Genomic DNA, 19,997 nt, shown 5'->3' on the forward strand with positions numbered 1-19,997 from the left:
GCAGGCCTGGAGCCCAGGCCTGCCCTTCTTAAAAGGAAACACCATGAGTATGAATGTCGGCTCCCCAGCCAGCGGTGGCGCGGACCCGGAACCAATGATGGAAATGAATATGACGCCCCTCATCGACGTGATGCTGGTGCTGATTATCATGATGATCATTACGATTCCAAAGGCTAACCACTCGGTCAACCTGAACATGCCGGTCGGCACCCCGCCGCCGCCAGTCAAGGAACCTGTGGTCATCACGATTGACGTCGACTTCGACGGTACGATTCTGTGGGATAACGCTGTCGTTCCCGACCGCGGCACCCTGGAAGCGAAACTGACCGATGTCGCAGCGCAAGCTGACCAGCCGGAAGTGCATCTGCGTCCGAACAAGCTGGTGTCGTACAAAGTCGTGGCAGGCGTGATGGCCGCGGCCCAGCGTCTGGGCGTGACCAAGATTGGCCTGGTCGGCAACGAACAGTTCCAATAATCAGTTCTATGTTCAACGATAGGCAGGACCATTCCTGCCTATTTCGCATTTTGATGAAAGAAAACTTACCCATGACCAAGTTTCGTCTCGCTCATCTCGGCCTGGTAATGGCCGCTATTGGTTTTACTGCAGCAGCTCCTTTGGCAGGTTTTTCCTCGGTTGCCTACGCGGCCGACGCGGTGCGCGCTGAAATCGGCAAACCATTGCAAGAAGCACAGAAACTGGCTGCGGCAGGCAAAAATAAAGAAGCACTGGCTAAACTCAAGGAAGCCGATGCTGTCGGTGGCAAATCGCCCCACGAATCCTATCTGATCGAACGCACCCGCGCTTCGGCCGCTGTGGCCGCAGGCGATAACGACACGGCCGCCCGCGCCTTCGAAGCGGTCATCAACTCCGGCAAGCTGTCGCCTGCCGAACAACCAAAATTCACCCAGGCCCTGGCCGGCATCTACTACCGCGCCAAGGACTACCCGAAGGCCATCACCTGGATCCAGCGCGCGCTCAAGGACAATCCTAGCGACGGCCAGATGCACGACCTGCTGATCCAGACCTACTACATCAGCGGCAAGCTCAACGAAGCTGCCAAGGAACTGCAATCGTCGAAGGCCGGTTCGGAATCGTCGCTGCAGATGCTGGCCAACATCCAGCTCAAGCAGAACGACAAGGAAGGCTATGTCCAGACCCTGGAAAAACTGGCCGGCGGCTATCCTAAGACCAGCTACTGGGCCGACCTGCTGAACCGCGTATCGGGCAAGCCAGGCTTCTCGTCGTCGCTGTCGCTGGACGTGCTGCGCCTGCGCCTGGCCAACGGCCTGTTGACCAAGCCGGGCGAGTACATGGAAATGTCCCAGCTGGCGCTGCAGGCGGGTAACCCAGCCGAAGCGATCAAGATCATCGACCAGGGCTACAAGAAAGGCGCGCTGGGCACCGGCTCCGACGCCGCACGCCACCAGCGTCTGAAAGACCTGGCCGCCAAGACCCAGACCGAGTTCGACGCCAAGCAAGCCACGCTGGAAGCCGAAGCCGTCAAGAACAAGGACGCCGACGCGCTGGCCAACATGGGCTATGCGCTGGTTTCCCAGGGCAAGGCCGACAAGGGCCTGGCGCTGCTGGACCAGGCTGTGAAGATGGGCACCGCGAAGAATCCTGACGCCGTCAAGCTGCACCAGGGTATCGCCCAATCCATCGCCGGCAAGAAGCCTGCCGCGCTGGCCACCCTGAAAACGGTCAAAGGCAAGGACGGCACCGCCGACCTGGCCCGCTACTGGACCCTGAACATCAACCACCCGATGTAATCGGGCGTTGCGATGCGCACAAGCGCTGTCCGGCCCCGCGCCGGCCAGCGCTTTTTTTATGCTTTGCCTCCGCATTTCCCTCGATAACTGTCGGCTACGGCAAACAAACCGTATAATCCTCCATTTAGTGACAGTTTCCCCCATATTCCCATGAAGGTATTTCGAGGTCTACCCAATGCAGCGGCGCGCGCGCCCTGCGCGCTCACGATCGGCAACTTCGACGGTGTCCACCTCGGCCACCAGGCCTTGCTCGGCCGCGTGCGCGCCGCCGCCACCAGCCTCGGGCTGGAAGCGGCCGTGATGACCTTCGAACCGCACCCGCGCGAATTCTTCGCACAGAAGGCCGGCGACCTGTCGAAAGCCCCGCCCCGCATCGCCAACCTGCGCGACAAGCTGCAATCGCTGTCCGACAACGGCATCGACCGCGTCATCGTGGAGCACTTCTCGGCCCATTTCGCCGCATTGACGCCGCAGGAATTCACCGAAAAGGTGCTGGTCGAGGGCCTGCACGTCAAATGGCTGATGGTCGGCGACGACTTCTGCTACGGCGCCCGCCGCGCCGGCAACGTGCAGATGCTGCTGGAAGCGGGCAAGCACTACGGCTTCCACGTCGAGACCCTGCCCACCGTGATGAACGGCAGCACCCGCATCTCCTCCTCCGCCGTGCGCGCCGCGCTGGCCGCGGGCGACTTCGCCCATGCCGAGGCGCTGCTGGGCCATCCCTACGCCATCTCCGGCCACGTGATCCACGGCCAGAAGCTGGGCCGCACGCTCGGCTTCCCCACGCTGAACCTGCGCGTGCCGCACCGCCCCGCGCTGTCGGGCATCTTCATCGTGCAGGTGCACGGCCTGGCCGAGCGCCCCCTGCCCGCCGTGGCCAGCCTGGGCGTGCGCCCCACCGTCGACGACAGCGGCCGCGTGCTGCTGGAGGTGCACATCTTCGACTTCGCCCAAAGCTGCTATGGCGCGCAGGTGCGCGTCGAATTCCTGCACAAGATCCGCGACGAGGAAAAATACGTCGACCTGCCGACGCTGACCGCCGCCATCCACCGCGATGCCGACATCGCGCGCGCGTATTTTGCACAATGCGTCAAGGAGCGCGAAGGCGCCATCACGGCCACCGACCGAATTTAACCGCGCGACCAGCTACGCGCGCCGGCTACACAGAACTCCCCGAATAAAATCACTGAAGATAACCATGTCCGATAACAAATCCGCAAAAAAACCTGAAAGCAAATACCCGGTCAACATGACCGAAACCCCGTTCCCGATGCGCGGCGATATGGCCAAGCGCGAACCCAACTGGGTCAAGGAATGGCAGGACAAAAAGATCTACGAGCGCGTGCGCAAGGCCGCCGCCGGCCGTCCTAAATTCATCCTGCACGACGGCCCGCCGTATGCCAACGGCGACATCCACATCGGCCACGCCGTCAACAAGATCCTGAAGGACATGGTGGTCAAGGCCCGCGGCATGGCCGGCTACGACGCGCCCTACGTGCCGGGCTGGGATTGCCACGGCATGCCGATCGAGATCCAGATCGAAAAACTGTACGGCAAAAACCTGCCGACCGCCGAAGTGCTGACCAAGGCCCGCGCCTACGCGCACGAGCAGGTCGACCGCCAGCGCAAGGACTTCATCCGCCTGGGCGTGCTGGGCGAATGGCAGAACCCCTACCTGACCATGAACTACTCGAACGAGGCCGACGAACTGCGCGCCCTCGGCCAGCTGCTGGAAAAGGGCTACGTCTACCGCGGCCTGAAGCCGGTCAACTGGTGCTTCGACTGCCAGTCCGCCCTGGCCGAAGCCGAAGTGGAATACCAGGACAAGCGCGATCCGGCCATCGACGTCGGCTTTAAGTTCGCCGAATTCGACAAGCTGTCCGCCGCCTTCGGCCTGGACAAGCTGCCGACCGAGAACGGCTTCATCGTCATCTGGACCACCACGCCATGGACCATCCCGTCCAACCAGGCGCTGAACGTCAACGCCGAAGTGATCTACTCGCTGGTGCAGACCGAGCGTGACGGCCAGCCGCTGCTGCTGATCCTGGCGCAGGACCTGGTCGAAGCCTGCCTGGCGCGCTACAAGCTCGAAGGCACCACCATCGCCACCTGCCACGGCGCGGCGCTGGGCGGCATCAGCTTCCGCCACCCGCTGCACGCCTCGGACGCCTTCTTCGACCGCCTGTCGCCGATGTACCTGGCCGAATACGTGACCACCGAAAGCGGCACCGGCGTGGTGCACTCGGCCCCGGCCTACGGCCTGGACGACTTCATCTCCTGCCGCGCCCACGGCATGAAGGACGAGAACATCCTGACCCCGGTCATGGGCGACGGCAAATACGCCGCCTCGCTGCCGCTGTTCGGCGGCATGACGATCTGGGAAGCGTCCAAGCCGATCTGCGCCGCGCTGAAGGAAGCGGGCGCGCTGTTCGAAGTGAAGATGTTCGACCACAGCTACATGCACTGCTGGCGCCACAAGTCGCCGATCATCTACCGCGCCACCTCGCAGTGGTTCGCCGGCATGGACATCAAGCCGAAGGACGGCGGCCACACGCTGCGCGAAACCGCGTTGAAGGGCATCGACGAGACCAAGTTCTTCCCGGACTGGGGCAAGGCGCGCCTGCACGGCATGATCGCCAACCGTCCCGACTGGACCCTGTCGCGCCAGCGCCAGTGGGGCGTGCCGATGGCCTTCGTGGTCCACAAGGAAACCGGCGCGCTGCATCCGCGCACCCCGGAGCTGCTGGAACAGGTGGCAAAGCTGATCGAGAAGAGCGGCATCGACGCCTGGCTGGCGCTGGACCTGAAAGACCTGATCGGCGACGAAGCGGCGGCCTACGAAAAGAACAAGGACACGCTGGACGTCTGGTTCGATTCCGGCTCGACCCACCAGACCGTGCTGCGCGGCTCGCACAAGGAACAATCGGCCTTCCCGGCCGACCTGTACCTGGAAGGCTCGGACCAGCACCGCGGCTGGTTCCACTCCTCGCTGCTGACGTCCTCGATGCTGAACGGCGCCCCGCCGTACAAGGCGCTGCTGACCCACGGCTTCGTGGTCGACGGCGAAGGCAAGAAGATGTCCAAGTCGATCGGCAACACCATCGCGCCGCAGGACGTGTGGAACAAGCTGGGCGCCGACATGCTGCGCCTGTGGGTGGCCACCACCGACTACACCGGCGAGCTGTCGATCTCCGACGAGATCCTCAAGCGCGTGACCGAGGCGTATCGCCGCATCCGCAACACGCTGCGCTTCCTGCTGGCCAACCTGTCGGACTTCGACGCCGCCAGGGACGCGGTGGCGATCGACGACATGCTGGAGATCGACCGCTACGCCGTCGCCAACATGGCCGCGCTGCAGGCGGAGATCGCCGAGCACTACATGCAGTATGAATTCCAGCCGGTGTACTCCAAGCTGCAGAACTTCTGCTCGGAAGACCTGGGCGGCTTCTACCTGGACGTGTTGAAGGACCGCCTGTACACCACCGCCGTCACCTCGCACGCGCGCCGCTCGGCGCAGACCGCGCTGTGGCACATCACGCAAAGCCTGCTGCGCGTGATGGCGCCGGCGCTGTCGTTCACGGCGGAAGAAGCGTGGGCGATCTTCGCCGGCGCGGAAGCCTACCAGGCCAGCGACGAGACCATCTTCACGCAGACCTGGTGGAAGCTGCCGGCACCGGCCGACGGCGCCGCGCTGCTGGCCAAGTACACGGCGCTGCGCGGGGTTCGCGCCGACGTCACCAAGCAGCTGGAAGACGTGCGCACCTCTGGCGCGATCGGCTCCTCGCTGCAGGCGGAACTGACCATCAAGGCCGCCGGCGACAAGTACCAGCTGCTGGCCAGCCTGGACGACGACCTGAAGTTCGTCTTCATCACCTCGGCCGCCAAGGCGGTGCAGGTGGCCAGCGAAGCGGAGGAAGCGGTCGAAGTGGCCGCCTCCACGGCCGAGAAGTGCGAGCGTTGCTGGCACTACCGCGCCGACGTCGGCTCGCACGCCGACCATCCGACCCTGTGCGGCCGTTGCCACAGCAATCTGTTCGGTGCGGGCGAAAAACGCAAGTTCGCTTAATATGAGGGCCGCCGTTCCCCTCCGGGAGCGGCGGCGCCGTCGCCACGAACCAACCTGAAATTTTATGGCCACCAAAAAAATCTTTCCGACCAAATCCTCGGCCAGCCTCACGCCCTGGCTGGGCATTGCCGCCATCGTCATCCTGTTCGACCAGCTGTCCAAGATCACCATCACCAAGACCTTCCAGCTCGGCGAAGAGAAAGTCATCACCTCCTTCTTCAACCTGGTGCTGGCCTATAACAAGGGCGCGGCGTTCAGCTTCCTGCAGAACAGCGGCGGATGGCAGCGCTACTTCTTCACCGCCATCGCCCTGGGCGCGGCGGCCTGGATCATCGTGCTGCTGAAAAAGCACGGCAACCAGCGCATGTTCTCGTGGGCGCTGGCGCTGATCCTGGGCGGCGCCATCGGCAACGTCATCGACCGCATCCTGTACGGCCACGTGGTCGACTTCCTCGATTTCCACTGGAGCGGATTCGGCCACTTCCCGGCGTTCAACGTCGCCGACTCGGCCATCTGCATCGGCGCGGCGCTGTTCATCCTCGATGAGCTGCGCCGGGTGAACCGCTAACTGAGGACCGCATCATGATGGAATTGACCGGCAAAAAAATCGTCCTCGGCCTGTCCGGCGGCGTGGCCTGCTACAAGGCGGCGGAACTGTGCCGCGCGCTGACCAAGGCCGGCGCCTCGGTGCAGGTGGTGATGACCGACGCCGCCACCCACTTCATCACCGCCGTCACCATGCAGGCGCTGTCCGGCAACAAGGTGTTCAGCAGCCAGTGGGATCCGCGCGTCGACAACAACATGGCCCACATCGACGTCACCCGCGACGCCGACGCCATCCTGGTCGCGCCCTGCTCGGCGGACTTCATCTACAAGCTGGCGCACGGCGTCTGCGACGACCTGCTGTCGACCATGTGCCTGGCGCGTCCGCGCCTGGTGCCGCTGCTGGTGGCGCCGGCCATGAACGTCGAGATGTGGCAGAACCCCGCCACCCAGCGCAACGTGCAGCAGCTGCGCGACGACGGCATCGTGCTGTTCGGCCCCGCCTCCGGCGACCAGGCCTGCGGCGAAGTAGGCATGGGCCGCATGCTGGAACCGGCGCAGCTGCTCGAAGAGCTGATCGCCTCGTTCCAGCCCAAGGTCCTGGCGGGCAAGCGCATCCTGATCACCGCCGGCCCGACCTTCGAGCCGATCGACCCGGTGCGCGGCATCACCAATCTGTCCTCGGGCAAGATGGGCTACGCCGTGGCGCGCGCCGCGCGCGAAGCCGGCGCCGAGGTGGTGCTGGTGTCCGGCCCGACCGCGCTGCCGGCGCCGTTCGGCGTCCAGCGCATCAACGTGCAAAGCGCGCTGCAGATGCACGACGCGGTCATGGCCAATGTCGACCACCAGCACATCTTCATCGCCGTGGCGGCGGTGGCCGACTGGCGCGTGTCCAACTCCAGCGAGCAGAAACTCAAGAAGAACCCGGACGGCTCGGTGCCGGACCTGAAGTTCGAACAGAACCCGGACATCCTCGCCAGCGTCGCCGCGCGCACCACGCTGGCCGGCCATCCGTACTGCGTGGGCTTCGCCGCCGAATCGGAGAACCTGATCCAGTTCGGCGCCGACAAGCGCGAGAAAAAAGGCATCCCCCTGCTAGTGGGGAATATCGGCCACCACACCTTCGGCCAGGACGACAACACCATCATCCTGTTCGATGAAAACGGCCACACCATTTTGCCGCGCGCCGACAAGCTCACACTGGCGCGCCAACTGATTTCGGAGATCTCGAAACGGATCTCCCAGCATTCGCTTTTCGCTAACTAACATGAAAAATATCGACGTCAAAATCCTCGACCCGCGCATGAAAGACCAGATGCCGGCCTACGCCACGCCGGGTTCGGCCGGCCTCGATCTGCGCGCCTGCATCGACGCGCCCATGGTCATCGAAGCCGGACAGACCGTGCTGATTCCGACCGGCCTGGCGATCCACGTCGCCGATCCGGGCTACGCCGCCATGATCCTGCCGCGCAGCGGCATGGGCCACAAAAACGGCATCGTGCTGGGGAATCTGGTAGGCTTGATCGACTCCGACTACCAGGGCCAGTTGATGATCTCGACCTGGAACCGCGGCCACAGCGCCTTCACGCTGAACCCAATGGAACGCCTGGCGCAGCTGATCATCGTGCCGGTGCTGCAGGTGGGCTTCAACGTGGTGGAGGAATTCGGCGACAGCGAACGCGGTGAAGGCGGTTTTGGCAGCACCGGCAAACACTAACAACAATACACGGAGACCCCGGATGGTCCAGCAGACAAACAAGATCAATAAACTCGCCCCATTGTCTTTGCTGGCGGCGGCCATGCTGCTGCCGGCCTGCTCGTCCTTCAAGTCCAAGCCGGCGCCCGCGCCGGCCGAACCGGTGGTGGCGCGCGTCATCAACGAGGAACCGCCGGTGGTCACCGCCAAGATGGCCGCCGCCCGCGAAGCCCTGAGCCAGATGGTGGCCCTGCAGGACCGCCTGTACCGCATCGCCGGCCCGCTGCTGATCAACAACGCGGACCTGTGCCGCACGCAGGCGCGCAACCTGCTCGGCTTCACCGCCAAGAACAAATACTCCTACACCGGCGAATTCGTCGACGCCGCGCAGGCGGTGCTGAACTACGGCGACCGCCTGGAAGTGGCCAGCGTGCTGGCCGGCAGCGGCGCCGCGCGCGCCGGCCTGCGCAAGGGCGACGGCCTGGTCGCCGCCGAGGGCAAGACCCTGCCGACCGGCCAGAACGCCGAAACGCTGGCGGCCGGCATTCTCGGCCCGCTGGTCTCCGGCCACCAGTCGCTCAACCTGATCGTGGCGCGCGACGGCCGCAACCAGGCCCTCAACGTGCCGGTCACGCGCGCCTGCGCCTTCAAGATCGACATCGGCAACTCGGACAACATCAACGCCTACTCCGACGGCCAGCGCGTGATGATCACGCGCGGCATGGTCAACTTCGCGCAGAGCGACGAGGCCATCGCCTACGTGCTGGCCAAGGACATCGCCCACAATGTGCTGGGCCACGCGGCCACCACCCGCTCGGCCTACACGGTCGGCAGCATCATCGACAACCTGGTGTCGGTGCGGCCGGACCTGTCGATGTTGATCGGCACCGCCGGCGTCAAGCCGATGCCGCAGGAGCTCGACGCGGCGGCCGATTACCTGTCGCTGTACATGGTGGCCCGCGCCGGCTACAGCCTGGACCACGCACACGCCTTCTGGCAGCGCATGGCGGGACAATATCCCGCCACGGTCTTGAACGGGTATACTGCCATCCACCCCGCCGTGAACTACCGCCTGTCGGTGATCGACAAGACCATCGCCGAAATCAAGGGCAAGCAGGCGGCCAAAAAACCGCTGGTGCCGTAAACCTGAGAGACCGCCATGAACAAGCCGGGCCTGTTGGCAATCATCTTGATACTGATGTGTAGCTGGGCCCAGGCGGCGCAGTGGGCCAGGGTGAAGGGCGATGGCGCCGGCATCTTCTACATCGACAAAGCCAGCATCATCAAGAGCGACAAGACGCGCAAGGCCTGGTCCATGCGCAGCTTCGGCAAGGCGCAGACCACGCCCGAGGGCCGCCCCTACCGTTCGGTCAAGGCGCTGCACCTGTATTCCTGCGAGGACCGCACCACCGTGCTGCTGTCGCAGGTGTTCTACCCCGAGGCCATGGGCAAGGGGGAGCCGGTCGAAAACTACAAGTACGAGAAGTTCAACCCGGAAGACATCGTGCCGGACAGCCCGTTCGACAACGCGCTGGCGGTGTTGTGCAAATAAGTGCGCAAATAAGCTAGTTCGGGAAGTTGGGGAACACGTTCCCCATCAGCCAGGTCAGGCCGGCGCACAGCAGCACGGCGAGTATCAGCACGATCAGCAGGCGGCCGAATTTGGGCGAGCCGTCGTCTTCCTTGGGAGTGGTCATGGCAGTTCCTGCAAGCTTTAGAGAGCCGTAGTATATTCCATCCATGGACAGCATCGACCTCGAAGTACTCAAAACCAGCGCCGCGTGGATCGCCGCCGGGCGCCGCTGCGAACTGATCACCGTCATCAAGACCTGGGGCTCCAGTCCCCGCCCGGTGGGCGCCACGCTGGCCATCTGCGAGGACGGCACGGTGATCGGCTCCGTCTCCGGCGGCTGCATCGAGGACGACCTGATCGCCCGCGTGCGCGACGAGGGCATACGCCGCACCGCGCCGGAAATCGTCAGCTACGGCATCACCGCTGACGAGGCCCACCGTTTCGGTCTGCCCTGCGGCGGCACCATAGAGCTGGCGATCGAGCCGCTGTCGGCGCGCAGCCGCGTCGCCGAGCTGCTGGAACGGCTAGAGGCGCACGAACTGGTGCAGCGCCGGCTGGACCTGCGTTCCGGCGAGGTGGAACTGTCCAGGGCCCCGCCGGGCGCGCAGATGCAGGTCAGCGAGCGCGCCATGGTCAGCCTGCACGGCCCGCGCTGGCGGCTGCTGATCATCGGCGCCGGCCAGCTATCGCGCTTCCTGGCGCAGATCGCCACCGCCATGGACTACCACGTCATCGTCTGCGACCCGCGCGAGGAATACCGCGCCGGCTGGCAGGTCGACGGCGTGCAGCTGGTGCACGAGATGCCGGACGACGTGGTGCTGGCCTTGCAGCTGGACCGCCGCAGCGCCGTCGTCGCGCTCACCCACGACCCCAAGCTGGACGACCTGGCGCTGATGGAGGCCTTGAAGTCGGACGCCTTCTATGTCGGCGCCATCGGTTCGCGCCTGAACAACGGCAAGCGCCGCGAGCGGCTGCTGGAGTTCGACCTGACGCCGGAACAGCTGGCGCGCCTGCACGGGCCGATCGGCCTGTACATCGGCAGCAAGACGCCGTCCGAGATCGCCATCTCCATCCTGGCCGAGATGACCGCGATTAAGAACGGCGTGCCGGCCGCGCTGCTGGTGCCGCACGCGGCCACGCCGGCCATGCCCGGCGAGAGCGCCTGCGCGGTAGACCTGGGCGCGGCGTAAAGAAGCGCAAGCGCGGACAATTCAAAAGCAAGAACCGGCTAGCCGACGTCCCACATGGCAAGGGACAATGACGCACCAAACAACGACTGGACCCCGCATGAGCACCGCCAACCTGTTCCGCCTGATCTTCCTCGCCGCCATCTGGGGCGGCTCCTTCCTGTTCATGCGCATCGCCGCGCCGGTGCTGGGCGCGGCCGTGCTGATCGAATACCGCGTGCTGTTCGCGGCCCTGTTCCTGGCGGCGATCGCACTGGCGCTGAAAAAGCCGCTGAACCTGCGCCAGCACTGGAAGCACTACCTGATCCTCGGCCTGTTCAACTCCGCGCTGCCGTTCCTGCTGTTCGCCTTCGCCGCGCGCACGCTGTCGGCCTCCCTGCTGGCCGTGCTGAACGCCACCACGCCGCTGTGGGGCACGCTGATCGGCGCCGTCTGGACCCGCCACATGGTCAGCGCCAAGGTGATGCTCGGCCTGGCGCTGGGCGCCTGCGGCGTGGCACTGCTGGTCGGCTTCGACCACGTCAGCACCAAGCCCGGCGCCGGCATCGCGATCGCGGCCGTGCTGTTCGCCTCCTTCAACTACGGCATCGCCAGCAACTACGCCAAGCAGGCGGCGACGGTCGAACCGTTCGCCAACGCACACGGCTCGATGTGGGCGTCCACGCTGCTGGTGCTGCCGGCGCTGCCCTTCTTCCCGGCGCCGGGCGAGCCGACCATCGGCATCATGGGCGCGGTGCTGGCCCTGGGCGTGTTGTGCAGCGGCGTGGCCTACCTGATCTACTTCCGTTTGATCCAGGACGTCGGCCCGTCGTCGGCGCTGACGGTGACCTTCCTCAGCCCCCTGTTCGGCATCCTGTGGGGAGTGCTGTTCCTTCAGGAGAGCGTGGGCTGGTACACCTTCGCCGGCGCCGCCATCGTCATCACCGGCACCGCGCTGGTGACCGGTTTCCGTCCCGGCTTCGGCTTCCTGAACAAGACGAAGGCGGCATGAAGCCCTACACCCTGCCGCTGCCGGCCAACTACCGGCTGCATGATGTACTGGCCTTCCACAGCCGCGATCCGGAAGGCGTGGCCGAGGAAGTGGGTCCCGAGCGCCTGCGCAAAGGCATGCTGACCGAAGGCGTGCCGGTGGTGCTGGAGATCGTGCCCAACCACGCCGCCGCGCCCACCAGCGCCAGCTGCACCGTGCACGCCGACGGCAGGCTGTCCGCCACCGCGCAGGCGCAGGTGCGCGAGGCCGCGCTGAGCATCCTCGGCCTGCGCATCGATCCGGAACCGTTCAGCAAATTCGCCGCCAGGGACAAGCTGTTCGGCCCCCTGACGCGCGCGCAGCCCGGCCTGCGCATCGTACAGTCGGCCACGGTGTTCGAGGCGCTGACGTGGGCCATCATCGGGCAGCAGATCAACCTGTCGTTCGCCATTTCGCTGCGGCGCACCTTCATCCTGCAAGCAGGCCGCCAGCACAGCAGCGGCTTGTGGTGCTACCCCGCCGCAGCCGACGCGGCCAGGTTGTCGATCGACGACCTGACCAGCCGCAAATTCTCGCGCGCCAAGGCCGAGACGCTGCTGCGCCTGGCCGGCCTGGTCGCCGGCGGCGAGCTGGCGCTGGAGCTGTCACCGTCCAACAGCATCGAGCAGGTGTCGGCGGCGCTGCTGGCCGTCAAGGGCATCGGCCCGTGGACCGTCAACTACGGCCTGCTGCGCGGCTACGGCTATGCCGACTGCTCGCTGCACGGCGACGTCGCGATCCGCGCCGCGTTGCAGCAGCTGCTGGGCGAGGACGCCAAGCCGGACATGCCGCGCACGGAACAGATCCTGGCCCGCTACAGCCCCCACCGCACCATGGCCGCCGCCCATCTGTGGGCCAGCCTGCACCCGCGCGACGGCCAGGCCTAGGCGGCGCAGCGTTCGCGCTCGGCGGCGAACGCCTCGAACTGCGCGGCGGTCAACGGCCGACTGTAATAGAAGCCCTGTATCTCGTCGCAGCCCTGCTCCCGCAGGTACTCCAGCTGCGCCGGATATTCGACGCCCTCGGCGATGGTGCGCAAGCCCAGGCTGCGCGCCAGGTTGATGATGGCGGCCACGATGGCGCGGTCTTCCGGATCGGTGCTGATGTCGCGCACAAAAGACTGGTCGATCTTGAGCTTGTAGATCTTGAACTTCTTCAGATAGCTCAGCGACGAATAGGCTATGCCGAAATCGTCGATCGCCATGCGCACGCCGCGCTCGTGCAGCTGGTCCATCACCGCGATGGCGGCCGGCGGATCGTGCATGGCCGCGCCCTCGGTCAGCTCCAGCTCCAGGTATTGCGGCGCCAGCTGCTCCTGCATCAGGATGCTGCCGACCAGCTGCGGCAGGTCGGGATGGCGGAACTGCGTGGCCGACAGGTTCACCGCCATCACGAACGGCTCCATGCCCTGGTCCAGCCAGGCCTTCATCTGCCGCACCGCCTGGCGCAGCACCCATTCGCCGATCGGCAGCATCAGGCCGCTCTCCTCGGCGGCCGGGATGAACTCGGCCGGCGACACCGCGCCCAGCGCCGGATGGTACCAGCGCAGCAGCGCCTCGGCGCCGATGATGCGGCCGTCACGCGCGTCGAACTGCGGCTGGTAGCGCACGCTGAGCTCCTTGTTCTCCAGCGCGTGGCGCAGCGCGTTGATGATCTGCAGGCGCCGCACCGCTTCGTCCTCCAGGTCGCTGGTGAAGAAGCAGTAGCCGTTGCGGCCGTTCTGCTTGGCCCGGTACATGGCCACGTCGGCGCAGCGCACCAGCGTTTCCAGGTCCTTGCCGTCCTGCGGATACAGCGCCACCCCGATCGACGCGCTGACCGCCAGTTCGTGCTGTTCGATGCAGAACGGCTCGGCCACCATGTCGAGGATCTTCTGCGCCACGCGCGGCAAGGCGGTGGCGTCGTCGCCATGCAGCAGGAAGATGAACTCGTCGCCGCCCAGCCGCGCCACCACGTCCTCGGCGCGCAGCGTCAGGCGCAGGCGGCGCGCCAGCATCACCAGCAGCGCGTCGCCGATGCTGTGGCCCAGGCTGTCGTTGATGTCCTTGAAGCGGTCCAGGTCCAGGAACATCACCGCCAGCTTGTGGCTGCCGCATTGCGCCTGCAGGATGGCATGGCGCGCGCGCTCGTCCAATTGCGCCCGGTTGGGCAGGCCGGTCAGCACGTCGAAGTGCGCCAGGCGCTCGATGCGCTCCTCGGCCAGCTTGCGCTCGGTGACGTCGCGGGAAATGCCGAAGACGCCGGTCGCGCGGCCGGCGCTGTCGAGCAGCGGCCCCTTGGTCGACAGGAACAGCGCCTGCTTGCCGCCCGGCAGTGTCAGGTGTTCCTCGCTGGTCTGGGTGCGGCCCGCTCTCATCACCGACTGGTCGTGCTGCCGCATCCTGGCGGCCGACTGCGCGGAGAACAGCTGCTCGTCGGTGCGTCCCAGGATCTGGTCCGCGGGCTTATCGAGAAATGCCGCTGTCGCCTGGTTGACCAACAGATAGCGGCCCTGCAAGTCCTTGACGTACACCGCGTCCGAGGTGCCGCCGATGATGCCGCTCAACAGCTTGCGGTCGGACTCGCCCTTGCGCAAGGCGCCGCGCATGAATTCGCTCAGCATGCTGGCCACGCCGCCATTGACGATCAGTAGCAGCCACTGCATCAAGTCGTGCTGGTCCTCGAAATGCACGCTGAACAGCGGACGCAGGACCAGCAACTTGACACCCACCGCCGCCGCCACCGTCGCCAGCAAGCCCGGCCCCAGGCCGCCCACCAGCGCGCTGACCATGATCGGCAGCATGAACAGGACCAGCAAGGGACGCGGCTCGCTGGCCTCGACCAGATGGACGCGGATCACCAGCATCGTGCCGACCAGCATCAGCGCCAGCGGGTAATGGTACCAGCCTTGGCGGTGGCCGGAGTTCGGTACCAGGCCGTGTGCGGCCACCTCGAACAGCGGCTGGCGGCGGTCGGCGCACGCCGAAACGGCCCGCATCGCCAGCGCGTAGCCGGCCGCGCTGCACAGCACGAAGAACACGCCCTTGGCGCTGGACAGCCAGACCATGACGTCCGAATCGTGCACGGAGATCAGTTGGTCCGACAACAGCACCCAGGCCGAGCCGAGCACGATGTAAGTCGCTGTGACCAATACAATAAATCGAGTGTGATTGCTAGCCATGACAGGCACCCGCTGTTAAGAATTGCTTGAGAGTAGCATCGGCAATGGGGCATGCCCAGCAATGCCGCGCGCCGGCCGGCGGTAAATCGCACGTCCTTGACCCAAGTCAAATTTGACAAAAGCGGCTGTGTTAATCGGTGCACAGTCAGTCAATTTAGCTGTTAGCGTGCTGCCAATATTGATTTCGCTTGAGCCTGACGCTGCGTCAGGCTTTACGATCTGCTGCATTGTCCTGAAGGAGTACACCATGCAGCCAACATCCCCGCTCGGCCACCTGGCCGGCCCCAAGCCCAGCGCCTGGATGACCGCCACCCTGCGCGCCGCCCACCAGCTGTACGATGCGCCGCTGATCCTGCGCGATCCGGTCGCCGTGCCCATCCTCGGCGCCGAACGCGCCGCCCAGTTGCACAGCGACGCCGAGCGCCAGCGTCATCCGCTGGCGGCGGCCATGCGCGCCACGCTGGTGGTGCGCGCCCGCCTGGCCGAAGACAGCTGGCAGGCCGCGCAGCGCGGCGGCGTGAACCAGTATGTGATCCTTGGCGCCGGCCTCGACACCTATGCCTATCGCGCCGACTGCCCGCCGTCCGCCCGGCTGTACGAGGTCGACCTGTCCGCCATGCAGCAATGGAAACGCGCCTGCCTGAGCGCGGCCGGCATCGCCGAGCCGGCGTCGCTGGCCTACGTCGCCACCGATTTCGAACAGACTGCGCTCAGCGCGGATTTGCAGCTGGCCGGCCTGGACGTCGACGCGCCGGCCTGCTGCTCCTGGCTGGGGGTGACGATGTACCTGCAAGCGGACGCCGTCATGCGCACCCTGCAGGACGTGGCCGGCTTCGCGCCGGGCAGCAGCATCGTGTTCGACTACTGCGTGCACGACAGGCATCTGAGCGAGACAGAACGCATGGGGCTGCAAGTGGTGACCGCCGCGCTGGCGGCGCAGGGCGAGCACCTGCTGAGCACCTTCGAGCCGCAGGCGCTGGAACACATGCTGCGCCGCTTCGGCTACAGCCAGGTCGAGCACTTCGGCGCGCCGGAGCTGAGCGAGCGCTACCTGGGCGAGCGCGGCGACGGCCTGCGCCTGAGCGGCATCTTCCGCATGATCAGGGCCACGGTTTGACGTACACTGCGGGCATGGAAAAAACCGTGTTGAAAATCGGCGAGCTGGCCGCGCGCGCCGGCCTGACGGTGCGCGCACTGCACCACTACGACAGCATCGGCCTGCTGACGCCGTCGGCCCGCGCCGATTCCGGCTACCGCCTCTACAACCGCGACGACGTCGCGCGCCTGCACCACATCCAGACGCTGCGGCGCTTCGGCATGTCGCTGGCCGATATCGCCACCTTCCTGGCCAGTCCGGATGCGCCGTTCGCCGACATCGTCGCGCAGCAGATCGCCGCGCTGGGCAAGCAGATCGAGCAGGCGACGATGCTGCGCGAACAGTTGACGCGGCTGCAGCATGTGCTGAGCGGTGGCGGCAGCCCCGAGCTGTCCGACTGGCTGCAGACGCTGGAAAAGATGGATCTGTACGACAAATATTTCACCCGCGAGGAATTGAAGCGCCTGCCCTTCTGGCAGCAGGACGCGCGCCGCAACGCCGCCTGGGCCGCGCTGGTGGCCGAGGCGGAAGCGCTGATGGCGCAAGGCGTGCCGGCGGACGATGCGCGCGCGAGCGACCTGTCGGAGCGCTGGATGCGGACGCTGCAGCACGACACCGCCGCCAATCCCGAGTTCGCGCGCCGCATCACCGTCATGCTGGACCAGGAGGTCAAGGCGCAGCAGCAGACCCGCATCACGCCGGCGCTCAAGGAGTACGTGTCGGCGGCGATGGCCGCGCGCAAACTGGGCATCTACGCGCGCTACCTGGACGCCGACGAGATGCGCACCATGCGCGCCAACAGCGGCAAGAACCAGGACGAATGGATGGCGCTGATCGCCGGCGTGCACCAGCACCTGGAGGACGGCATCGTCCACGATGCGCCGTCGGCGCAGGCGCTGGCGCGGCGTTGGATGGACCTCTACATGTCGCAGATCGGCGGCAATCCGGCCACGCTGGCCAAGATCCGCGCCGCGCACGACCGCGAACCCGCACTACTGAGCGGCACCTGGATCACGCCCGCCATGCTCAACTACATCAGGCTCTCCTACGCCACGCTGGCTTGATCAAGCGTAAGGCGAGCGCCGGAATTGCGTCCTAAGATCGCGGAGGTGCCACCGTCCAGGAGAGCAGCATGACCCGATTCCTCGCCCCGATGCTGCTGACGCTGACGCTGGGCGCCTGCCACGGCGCGCGCGACACCGACTCGCTGATGGCCGAAGCCAGGCAATATCGCGCCAAGGGCGAAACTCGGGCGGCCATCATCGAACTGAAAAACGCCCTCCAGAAAACGCCCAACAACGCCCGCGCCCGCCTCCTGCTGGGCGAGGTCTACATCGAAGCGGGCGACGCCGCCTCGGCGGAAAAGGAATTGCGCAAGGCCAGGACGCTGGGCATGGCGGCGGCGGAAATCCAGCCACACCTGGGCAAGGTGCTGCTGATGCAGGGGCAGTACAAAAAGCTGCTCGATGACGTCAACCCGGACCCTGCCAGCCCACACCAAACGGCGCTGCTGGTATTGCGCGCCAACGCGCTGTTGGGACTGGGCGAAACAGCGCAAGCGCAAATGCTGTTCGACGATTTGCTGGCGAAAAATCCGGACCTGGCCGACGCCATGCTGGGCCAGGCCAAAATCGCCGCGCTGTCGCAACGCCTGGATATCGCCGCCCAACGCATCGAACGCGCGCTGGCCAGGCATCCCGACAATATCGAATGCCTGCGTTTCAAGGGCGATTTATTGCGCGTGCAAGGAAAAGAAGCGGAAGCCCTGCTGGCGTACCAGCACATCCTGGCGCTGCGGCCGAACAATACCCAAGCGCACGTCGACCGCGCCACGCTCCTAATTCAAGGCAACAAACTGGCCGAAGCGCGCGCCGAAATCGACGCCGCCCGCAAGAGCGCGCCCAACAGCCTGCAGGTGTTCTACACGCAAGCCTTGCTTGATTTTCGGGACGCGAAATATCCGGCGGCCCGCGATGCCTTGCAGCAGATATTGCGGGTGATGCCGGATCACATGCCCAGCATCCTCCTGATGGGATCGGTGCAACTGGCCATGGGTTCATATCTGGAGGCCGAGCTATCGCTGCGCAAATTCCTCGACGCAAACCCGCACCACGTCTACGCCAGCAAGCGCCTGGCCGGCCTTCTCATGAAGAGCGGCAAGTCCGACGACGCCTTCGTCGTGCTTGAACCGTTGCTGGAGGCAAACCGGACAGACGTGGAATTGCTGGCCCTGGCGGGACAGGCGCAGATGCAGGGCCGGCATTTCGTCAAGGCGGCCGAGTACTTCCAGGCCGCCAGCGACCTGGCGCCGCGGACGGCCAGCTTGCACACCTCGCTGGGATTGAGCCGCCTGGGCGCCGGCGAATCGGCGCGCGCCGTGGTCGAGCTGGAACAGGCGACAAGGGATGACAAGAGCGGCCGGGCCGGCATGCTGCTGGCGATGACCTATTTGCGCAACAAGGAATACGACAAGGCTTGGGCAGCGATCACGGCGATGGAGCAGCATGACGGGAAAAATCCGCTGGTGCAAAACATAAAGGGCGGCATCCTCCTGTCCAAGCACGACCTGGCCGGTGCGCGCGTCGGCTTCGAGCGGGCGCTGGCGCTGGACCCGTCCTACCTGCCGGCGCTTGAAAACCTGGCGCAAATGGACCTGGCGGAAAAGAAACCAGGGCAGGCGCGCCAACGTTACGAAGCAGCGCTGGCCAAGGACAAGAAGAACGTGGGCCTGATGACGGCGCTGGCCAGGCTCGCCCTGGAACAGAATAACCATGCGGAAGCAATGCGCTGGCTGGAGCGCGCCACCGCCGAACATCCCGATGCCCTGACGCCGGCCTTGCTGCTGGCGAATCTTTACCAGCGTTCCGGCGCCAAGGAAAAAGCCCTGAAGCTGGCCCAGGCGCTGCTGACCAGCCACCCGGCCGATCCCGACGCGCTGGCGCTGTTGGCGCAAATACAGCTTGCGAACGGCAACTACGAAGCCGGGCTGGAAAACTATACCAGGCTGGCCGGATTGCAGCCGGCATCGGCCGCCGTGCAGCTGCGCATCGCCTATGCCCAGGTCGCCCTCAAGGACAACGACGGCGCTCTCGATTCGGTCAAAAAGGCGCTGCGCTTAAAAGAGGATTGGTTCGAAGCCCAAGTCCTCGCGACCACGCTGCTGGTGGAGAGAAAAAACTACCCGGAAGCGCTGGCGATTGCACAGAACGTGCAGCGCCAGCGGCCCAATCTGCCGGCGGGGCTGACCTTGGAAGGGGACATCTGGATGGCGCGGCAAAAGCCGCAGGAAGCGCTGCGCGCCTACGAACAGGCATTCAAGATGAGCAAGTTGCCGCCCCTGGCGATCAAGATCCACCAGGCCCTGCTCATGGCGGGCAAGACCAGGGAAGCGAGCCTGCATGCCGCCCAGTGGCAGCAGCAGCACCCAACCGAGCTCAGCATGCGGCTATACCTGGCCAGCGCCGATCTGGTGGGCGGGCGATACAAGCCGGCGATCAGCCAGTTCGAATCCATCGTCCGGCAAGACCCGAAGAATGCCGCGGCGCTCAACAATCTGGCCTGGGCCTACCTGCAAGAGAAAGACGAGCGGGCGCAGGCGACCGCCGAACAGGCTTACCGCTTGGCCGGCGCCAACCCGAGCATCCTCGACACGCTGGGCTGGATACTGGCCGAGAAAGGCGACACCGGCCGCGCCCTGCCGCTGCTGCGGCAAGCCAACGCGCTGGCGCCCGGCGAGGCCGACATCAGCTACCACCTCGGCCTGGCCCTGATGAAGTCCGGCGACAAGCGCGCCGCGCGCCGCCAGTTCGAACAATTGCTGGCCGCCGCCAAGGATTACCCGAAACGCGCCGAGGTGAAGGCGATGCTGGACACCCTGTAGTGTCGAATATTTTTACA

Annotated in this window: 17 protein-coding genes; 15 read left to right on the top strand and 2 right to left on the bottom strand. The window is 65.5% G+C overall.

Annotated features, from left to right (window positions below; all coding sequences use genetic code 11):
* Positions 1 to 43: 43 nt before the first annotated feature.
* The 9 genes from AC07WS_RS07000 to AC07WS_RS07040 all read left to right on the top strand — a co-directional run bounded on the left by AC07WS_RS07000 (position 44) and on the right by AC07WS_RS07040 (position 9,627).
* Positions 44 to 475 (top strand): ExbD/TolR family protein, encoded by a 432-nt coding sequence (locus tag AC07WS_RS07000; RefSeq protein WP_217431213.1) that lies wholly within the window; start codon positions 44 to 46, stop codon positions 473 to 475.
* Between the two features lie 107 nt (positions 476 to 582).
* Positions 583 to 1,770 carry a tetratricopeptide repeat protein gene (locus AC07WS_RS07005; RefSeq protein ID WP_494728931.1) on the top strand — a complete coding sequence of 396 codons (1,188 nt, stop codon included), beginning with the start codon at positions 583 to 585 and terminating at the stop codon, positions 1,768 to 1,770.
* 150 nt (positions 1,771 to 1,920) lie between these two features.
* Positions 1,921 to 2,904 (top strand): bifunctional riboflavin kinase/FAD synthetase, encoded by a 984-nt coding sequence (locus AC07WS_RS07010; RefSeq protein WP_494728349.1) that lies wholly within the window; start codon positions 1,921 to 1,923, stop codon positions 2,902 to 2,904.
* A gap of 64 nt (positions 2,905 to 2,968) precedes the next feature.
* Positions 2,969 to 5,836, top strand: coding sequence for an isoleucine--tRNA ligase (gene ileS, locus AC07WS_RS07015; RefSeq protein ID WP_494728350.1), 2,868 nt, complete (start codon positions 2,969 to 2,971; stop codon positions 5,834 to 5,836).
* A 64-nt stretch (positions 5,837 to 5,900) separates the two neighbouring features.
* Positions 5,901 to 6,404 (top strand): signal peptidase II, encoded by a 504-nt coding sequence (gene lspA, locus AC07WS_RS07020; protein WP_494728351.1) that lies wholly within the window; start codon positions 5,901 to 5,903, stop codon positions 6,402 to 6,404.
* Between the two features lie 17 nt (positions 6,405 to 6,421).
* The gene (gene coaBC, locus AC07WS_RS07025; protein ID WP_494728932.1) at positions 6,422 to 7,645 is read left to right on the top strand and encodes a bifunctional phosphopantothenoylcysteine decarboxylase/phosphopantothenate--cysteine ligase CoaBC; all 1,224 of its coding nucleotides are present in this window, start codon (positions 6,422 to 6,424) and stop codon (positions 7,643 to 7,645) included.
* Position 7,646: 1 nt separating this feature from the next.
* Entirely contained in the window at positions 7,647 to 8,096 is a 450-nt protein-coding gene (gene dut, locus AC07WS_RS07030) for a dUTP diphosphatase (RefSeq protein ID WP_008451445.1), read from the top strand.
* Positions 8,097 to 8,118: 22 nt separating this feature from the next.
* Positions 8,119 to 9,219 (top strand): M48 family metallopeptidase, encoded by a 1,101-nt coding sequence (locus tag AC07WS_RS07035; RefSeq protein WP_494728352.1) that lies wholly within the window; start codon positions 8,119 to 8,121, stop codon positions 9,217 to 9,219.
* Positions 9,220 to 9,234: 15 nt separating this feature from the next.
* Positions 9,235 to 9,627 carry a surface-adhesin E family protein gene (locus AC07WS_RS07040; RefSeq protein ID WP_494728353.1) on the top strand — a complete coding sequence of 131 codons (393 nt, stop codon included), beginning with the start codon at positions 9,235 to 9,237 and terminating at the stop codon, positions 9,625 to 9,627.
* A 13-nt stretch (positions 9,628 to 9,640) separates the two neighbouring features.
* On the opposite strand, the gene AC07WS_RS07045 is transcribed toward AC07WS_RS07040, so the two are convergent.
* A complete protein-coding gene (locus AC07WS_RS07045; RefSeq protein WP_256367505.1) occupies positions 9,641 to 9,772 on the bottom strand; it encodes a hypothetical protein in 132 nt (43 codons plus the stop codon).
* A gap of 43 nt (positions 9,773 to 9,815) precedes the next feature.
* Here AC07WS_RS07045 and AC07WS_RS07050 point away from each other — a divergent pair, with 43 nt between their 5' ends.
* From AC07WS_RS07050 to AC07WS_RS07060, 3 genes are all read left to right on the top strand, one after another.
* Positions 9,816 to 10,838 (top strand): XdhC family protein, encoded by a 1,023-nt coding sequence (locus AC07WS_RS07050; protein ID WP_494728354.1) that lies wholly within the window; start codon positions 9,816 to 9,818, stop codon positions 10,836 to 10,838.
* Positions 10,839 to 10,935: 97 nt separating this feature from the next.
* Complete coding sequence (locus AC07WS_RS07055) at positions 10,936 to 11,826, top strand: DMT family transporter (protein ID WP_494728355.1); 891 nt, start codon at positions 10,936 to 10,938, stop codon at positions 11,824 to 11,826.
* Complete coding sequence (locus tag AC07WS_RS07060; RefSeq protein WP_494728356.1) at positions 11,823 to 12,731, top strand: DNA-3-methyladenine glycosylase family protein; 909 nt, start codon at positions 11,823 to 11,825, stop codon at positions 12,729 to 12,731. Before AC07WS_RS07055 ends, AC07WS_RS07060 begins: the two co-directional genes overlap by 4 nt.
* Here the strand turns inward: AC07WS_RS07060 and AC07WS_RS07065 are convergent.
* Positions 12,728 to 14,974, bottom strand: a complete 2,247-nt coding sequence (locus AC07WS_RS07065) for a putative bifunctional diguanylate cyclase/phosphodiesterase (RefSeq protein WP_494728357.1) — start codon at positions 14,972 to 14,974, stop codon at positions 12,728 to 12,730. The genes AC07WS_RS07060 and AC07WS_RS07065 overlap by 4 nt on opposite strands.
* Positions 14,975 to 15,251: 277 nt before the next feature.
* Here AC07WS_RS07065 and AC07WS_RS07070 point away from each other — a divergent pair, with 277 nt between their 5' ends.
* The 3 genes from AC07WS_RS07070 to prsT all read left to right on the top strand — a co-directional run bounded on the left by AC07WS_RS07070 (position 15,252) and on the right by prsT (position 19,980).
* On the top strand, positions 15,252 to 16,121 hold the full coding sequence (locus AC07WS_RS07070; RefSeq protein WP_494728358.1) for a class I SAM-dependent methyltransferase: 870 nt from the start codon (positions 15,252 to 15,254) through the stop codon (positions 16,119 to 16,121).
* Between the two features lie 14 nt (positions 16,122 to 16,135).
* Positions 16,136 to 17,164: a MerR family transcriptional regulator gene (locus AC07WS_RS07075; RefSeq protein ID WP_494728933.1), complete on the top strand. Its 1,029-nt coding sequence runs from the start codon at positions 16,136 to 16,138 to the stop codon at positions 17,162 to 17,164.
* A gap of 68 nt (positions 17,165 to 17,232) precedes the next feature.
* Positions 17,233 to 19,980, top strand: a complete 2,748-nt coding sequence (gene prsT, locus AC07WS_RS07080) for an XrtA/PEP-CTERM system TPR-repeat protein PrsT (protein ID WP_494728359.1) — start codon at positions 17,233 to 17,235, stop codon at positions 19,978 to 19,980.
* Positions 19,981 to 19,997 lie beyond the last annotated feature (17 nt).

The organism is Duganella sp. GW821-FHT01E12 (assembly GCF_059422325.1).

Excerpts from the sequence above, each read along its gene's own strand:
- AC07WS_RS07000 (WP_217431213.1), top strand. The coding sequence starts at position 44 with ATGAGTATGAATGTCGGCTCCCCAGCCAGCGGTGGCGCGGACCCGGAA.
- AC07WS_RS07005 (WP_494728931.1), top strand. The coding sequence starts at position 583 with ATGGCCGCTATTGGTTTTACTGCAGCAGCTCCTTTGGCAGGTTTTTCC.
- AC07WS_RS07010 (WP_494728349.1), top strand. The coding sequence starts at position 1,921 with ATGAAGGTATTTCGAGGTCTACCCAATGCAGCGGCGCGCGCGCCCTGC.
- ileS (WP_494728350.1), top strand. The coding sequence starts at position 2,969 with ATGTCCGATAACAAATCCGCAAAAAAACCTGAAAGCAAATACCCGGTC.
- lspA (WP_494728351.1), top strand. The coding sequence starts at position 5,901 with ATGGCCACCAAAAAAATCTTTCCGACCAAATCCTCGGCCAGCCTCACG.
- coaBC (WP_494728932.1), top strand. The coding sequence starts at position 6,422 with ATGGAATTGACCGGCAAAAAAATCGTCCTCGGCCTGTCCGGCGGCGTG.
- dut (WP_008451445.1), top strand. The coding sequence starts at position 7,647 with ATGAAAAATATCGACGTCAAAATCCTCGACCCGCGCATGAAAGACCAG.
- AC07WS_RS07035 (WP_494728352.1), top strand. The coding sequence starts at position 8,119 with ATGGTCCAGCAGACAAACAAGATCAATAAACTCGCCCCATTGTCTTTG.
- AC07WS_RS07040 (WP_494728353.1), top strand. The coding sequence starts at position 9,235 with ATGAACAAGCCGGGCCTGTTGGCAATCATCTTGATACTGATGTGTAGC.
- AC07WS_RS07045 (WP_256367505.1), bottom strand. The coding sequence starts at position 9,772 with ATGACCACTCCCAAGGAAGACGACGGCTCGCCCAAATTCGGCCGCCTG.
- AC07WS_RS07050 (WP_494728354.1), top strand. The coding sequence starts at position 9,816 with ATGGACAGCATCGACCTCGAAGTACTCAAAACCAGCGCCGCGTGGATC.
- AC07WS_RS07055 (WP_494728355.1), top strand. The coding sequence starts at position 10,936 with ATGAGCACCGCCAACCTGTTCCGCCTGATCTTCCTCGCCGCCATCTGG.
- AC07WS_RS07060 (WP_494728356.1), top strand. The coding sequence starts at position 11,823 with ATGAAGCCCTACACCCTGCCGCTGCCGGCCAACTACCGGCTGCATGAT.
- AC07WS_RS07070 (WP_494728358.1), top strand. The coding sequence starts at position 15,252 with ATGCAGCCAACATCCCCGCTCGGCCACCTGGCCGGCCCCAAGCCCAGC.
- AC07WS_RS07075 (WP_494728933.1), top strand. The coding sequence starts at position 16,136 with ATGGAAAAAACCGTGTTGAAAATCGGCGAGCTGGCCGCGCGCGCCGGC.
- prsT (WP_494728359.1), top strand. The coding sequence starts at position 17,233 with ATGACCCGATTCCTCGCCCCGATGCTGCTGACGCTGACGCTGGGCGCC.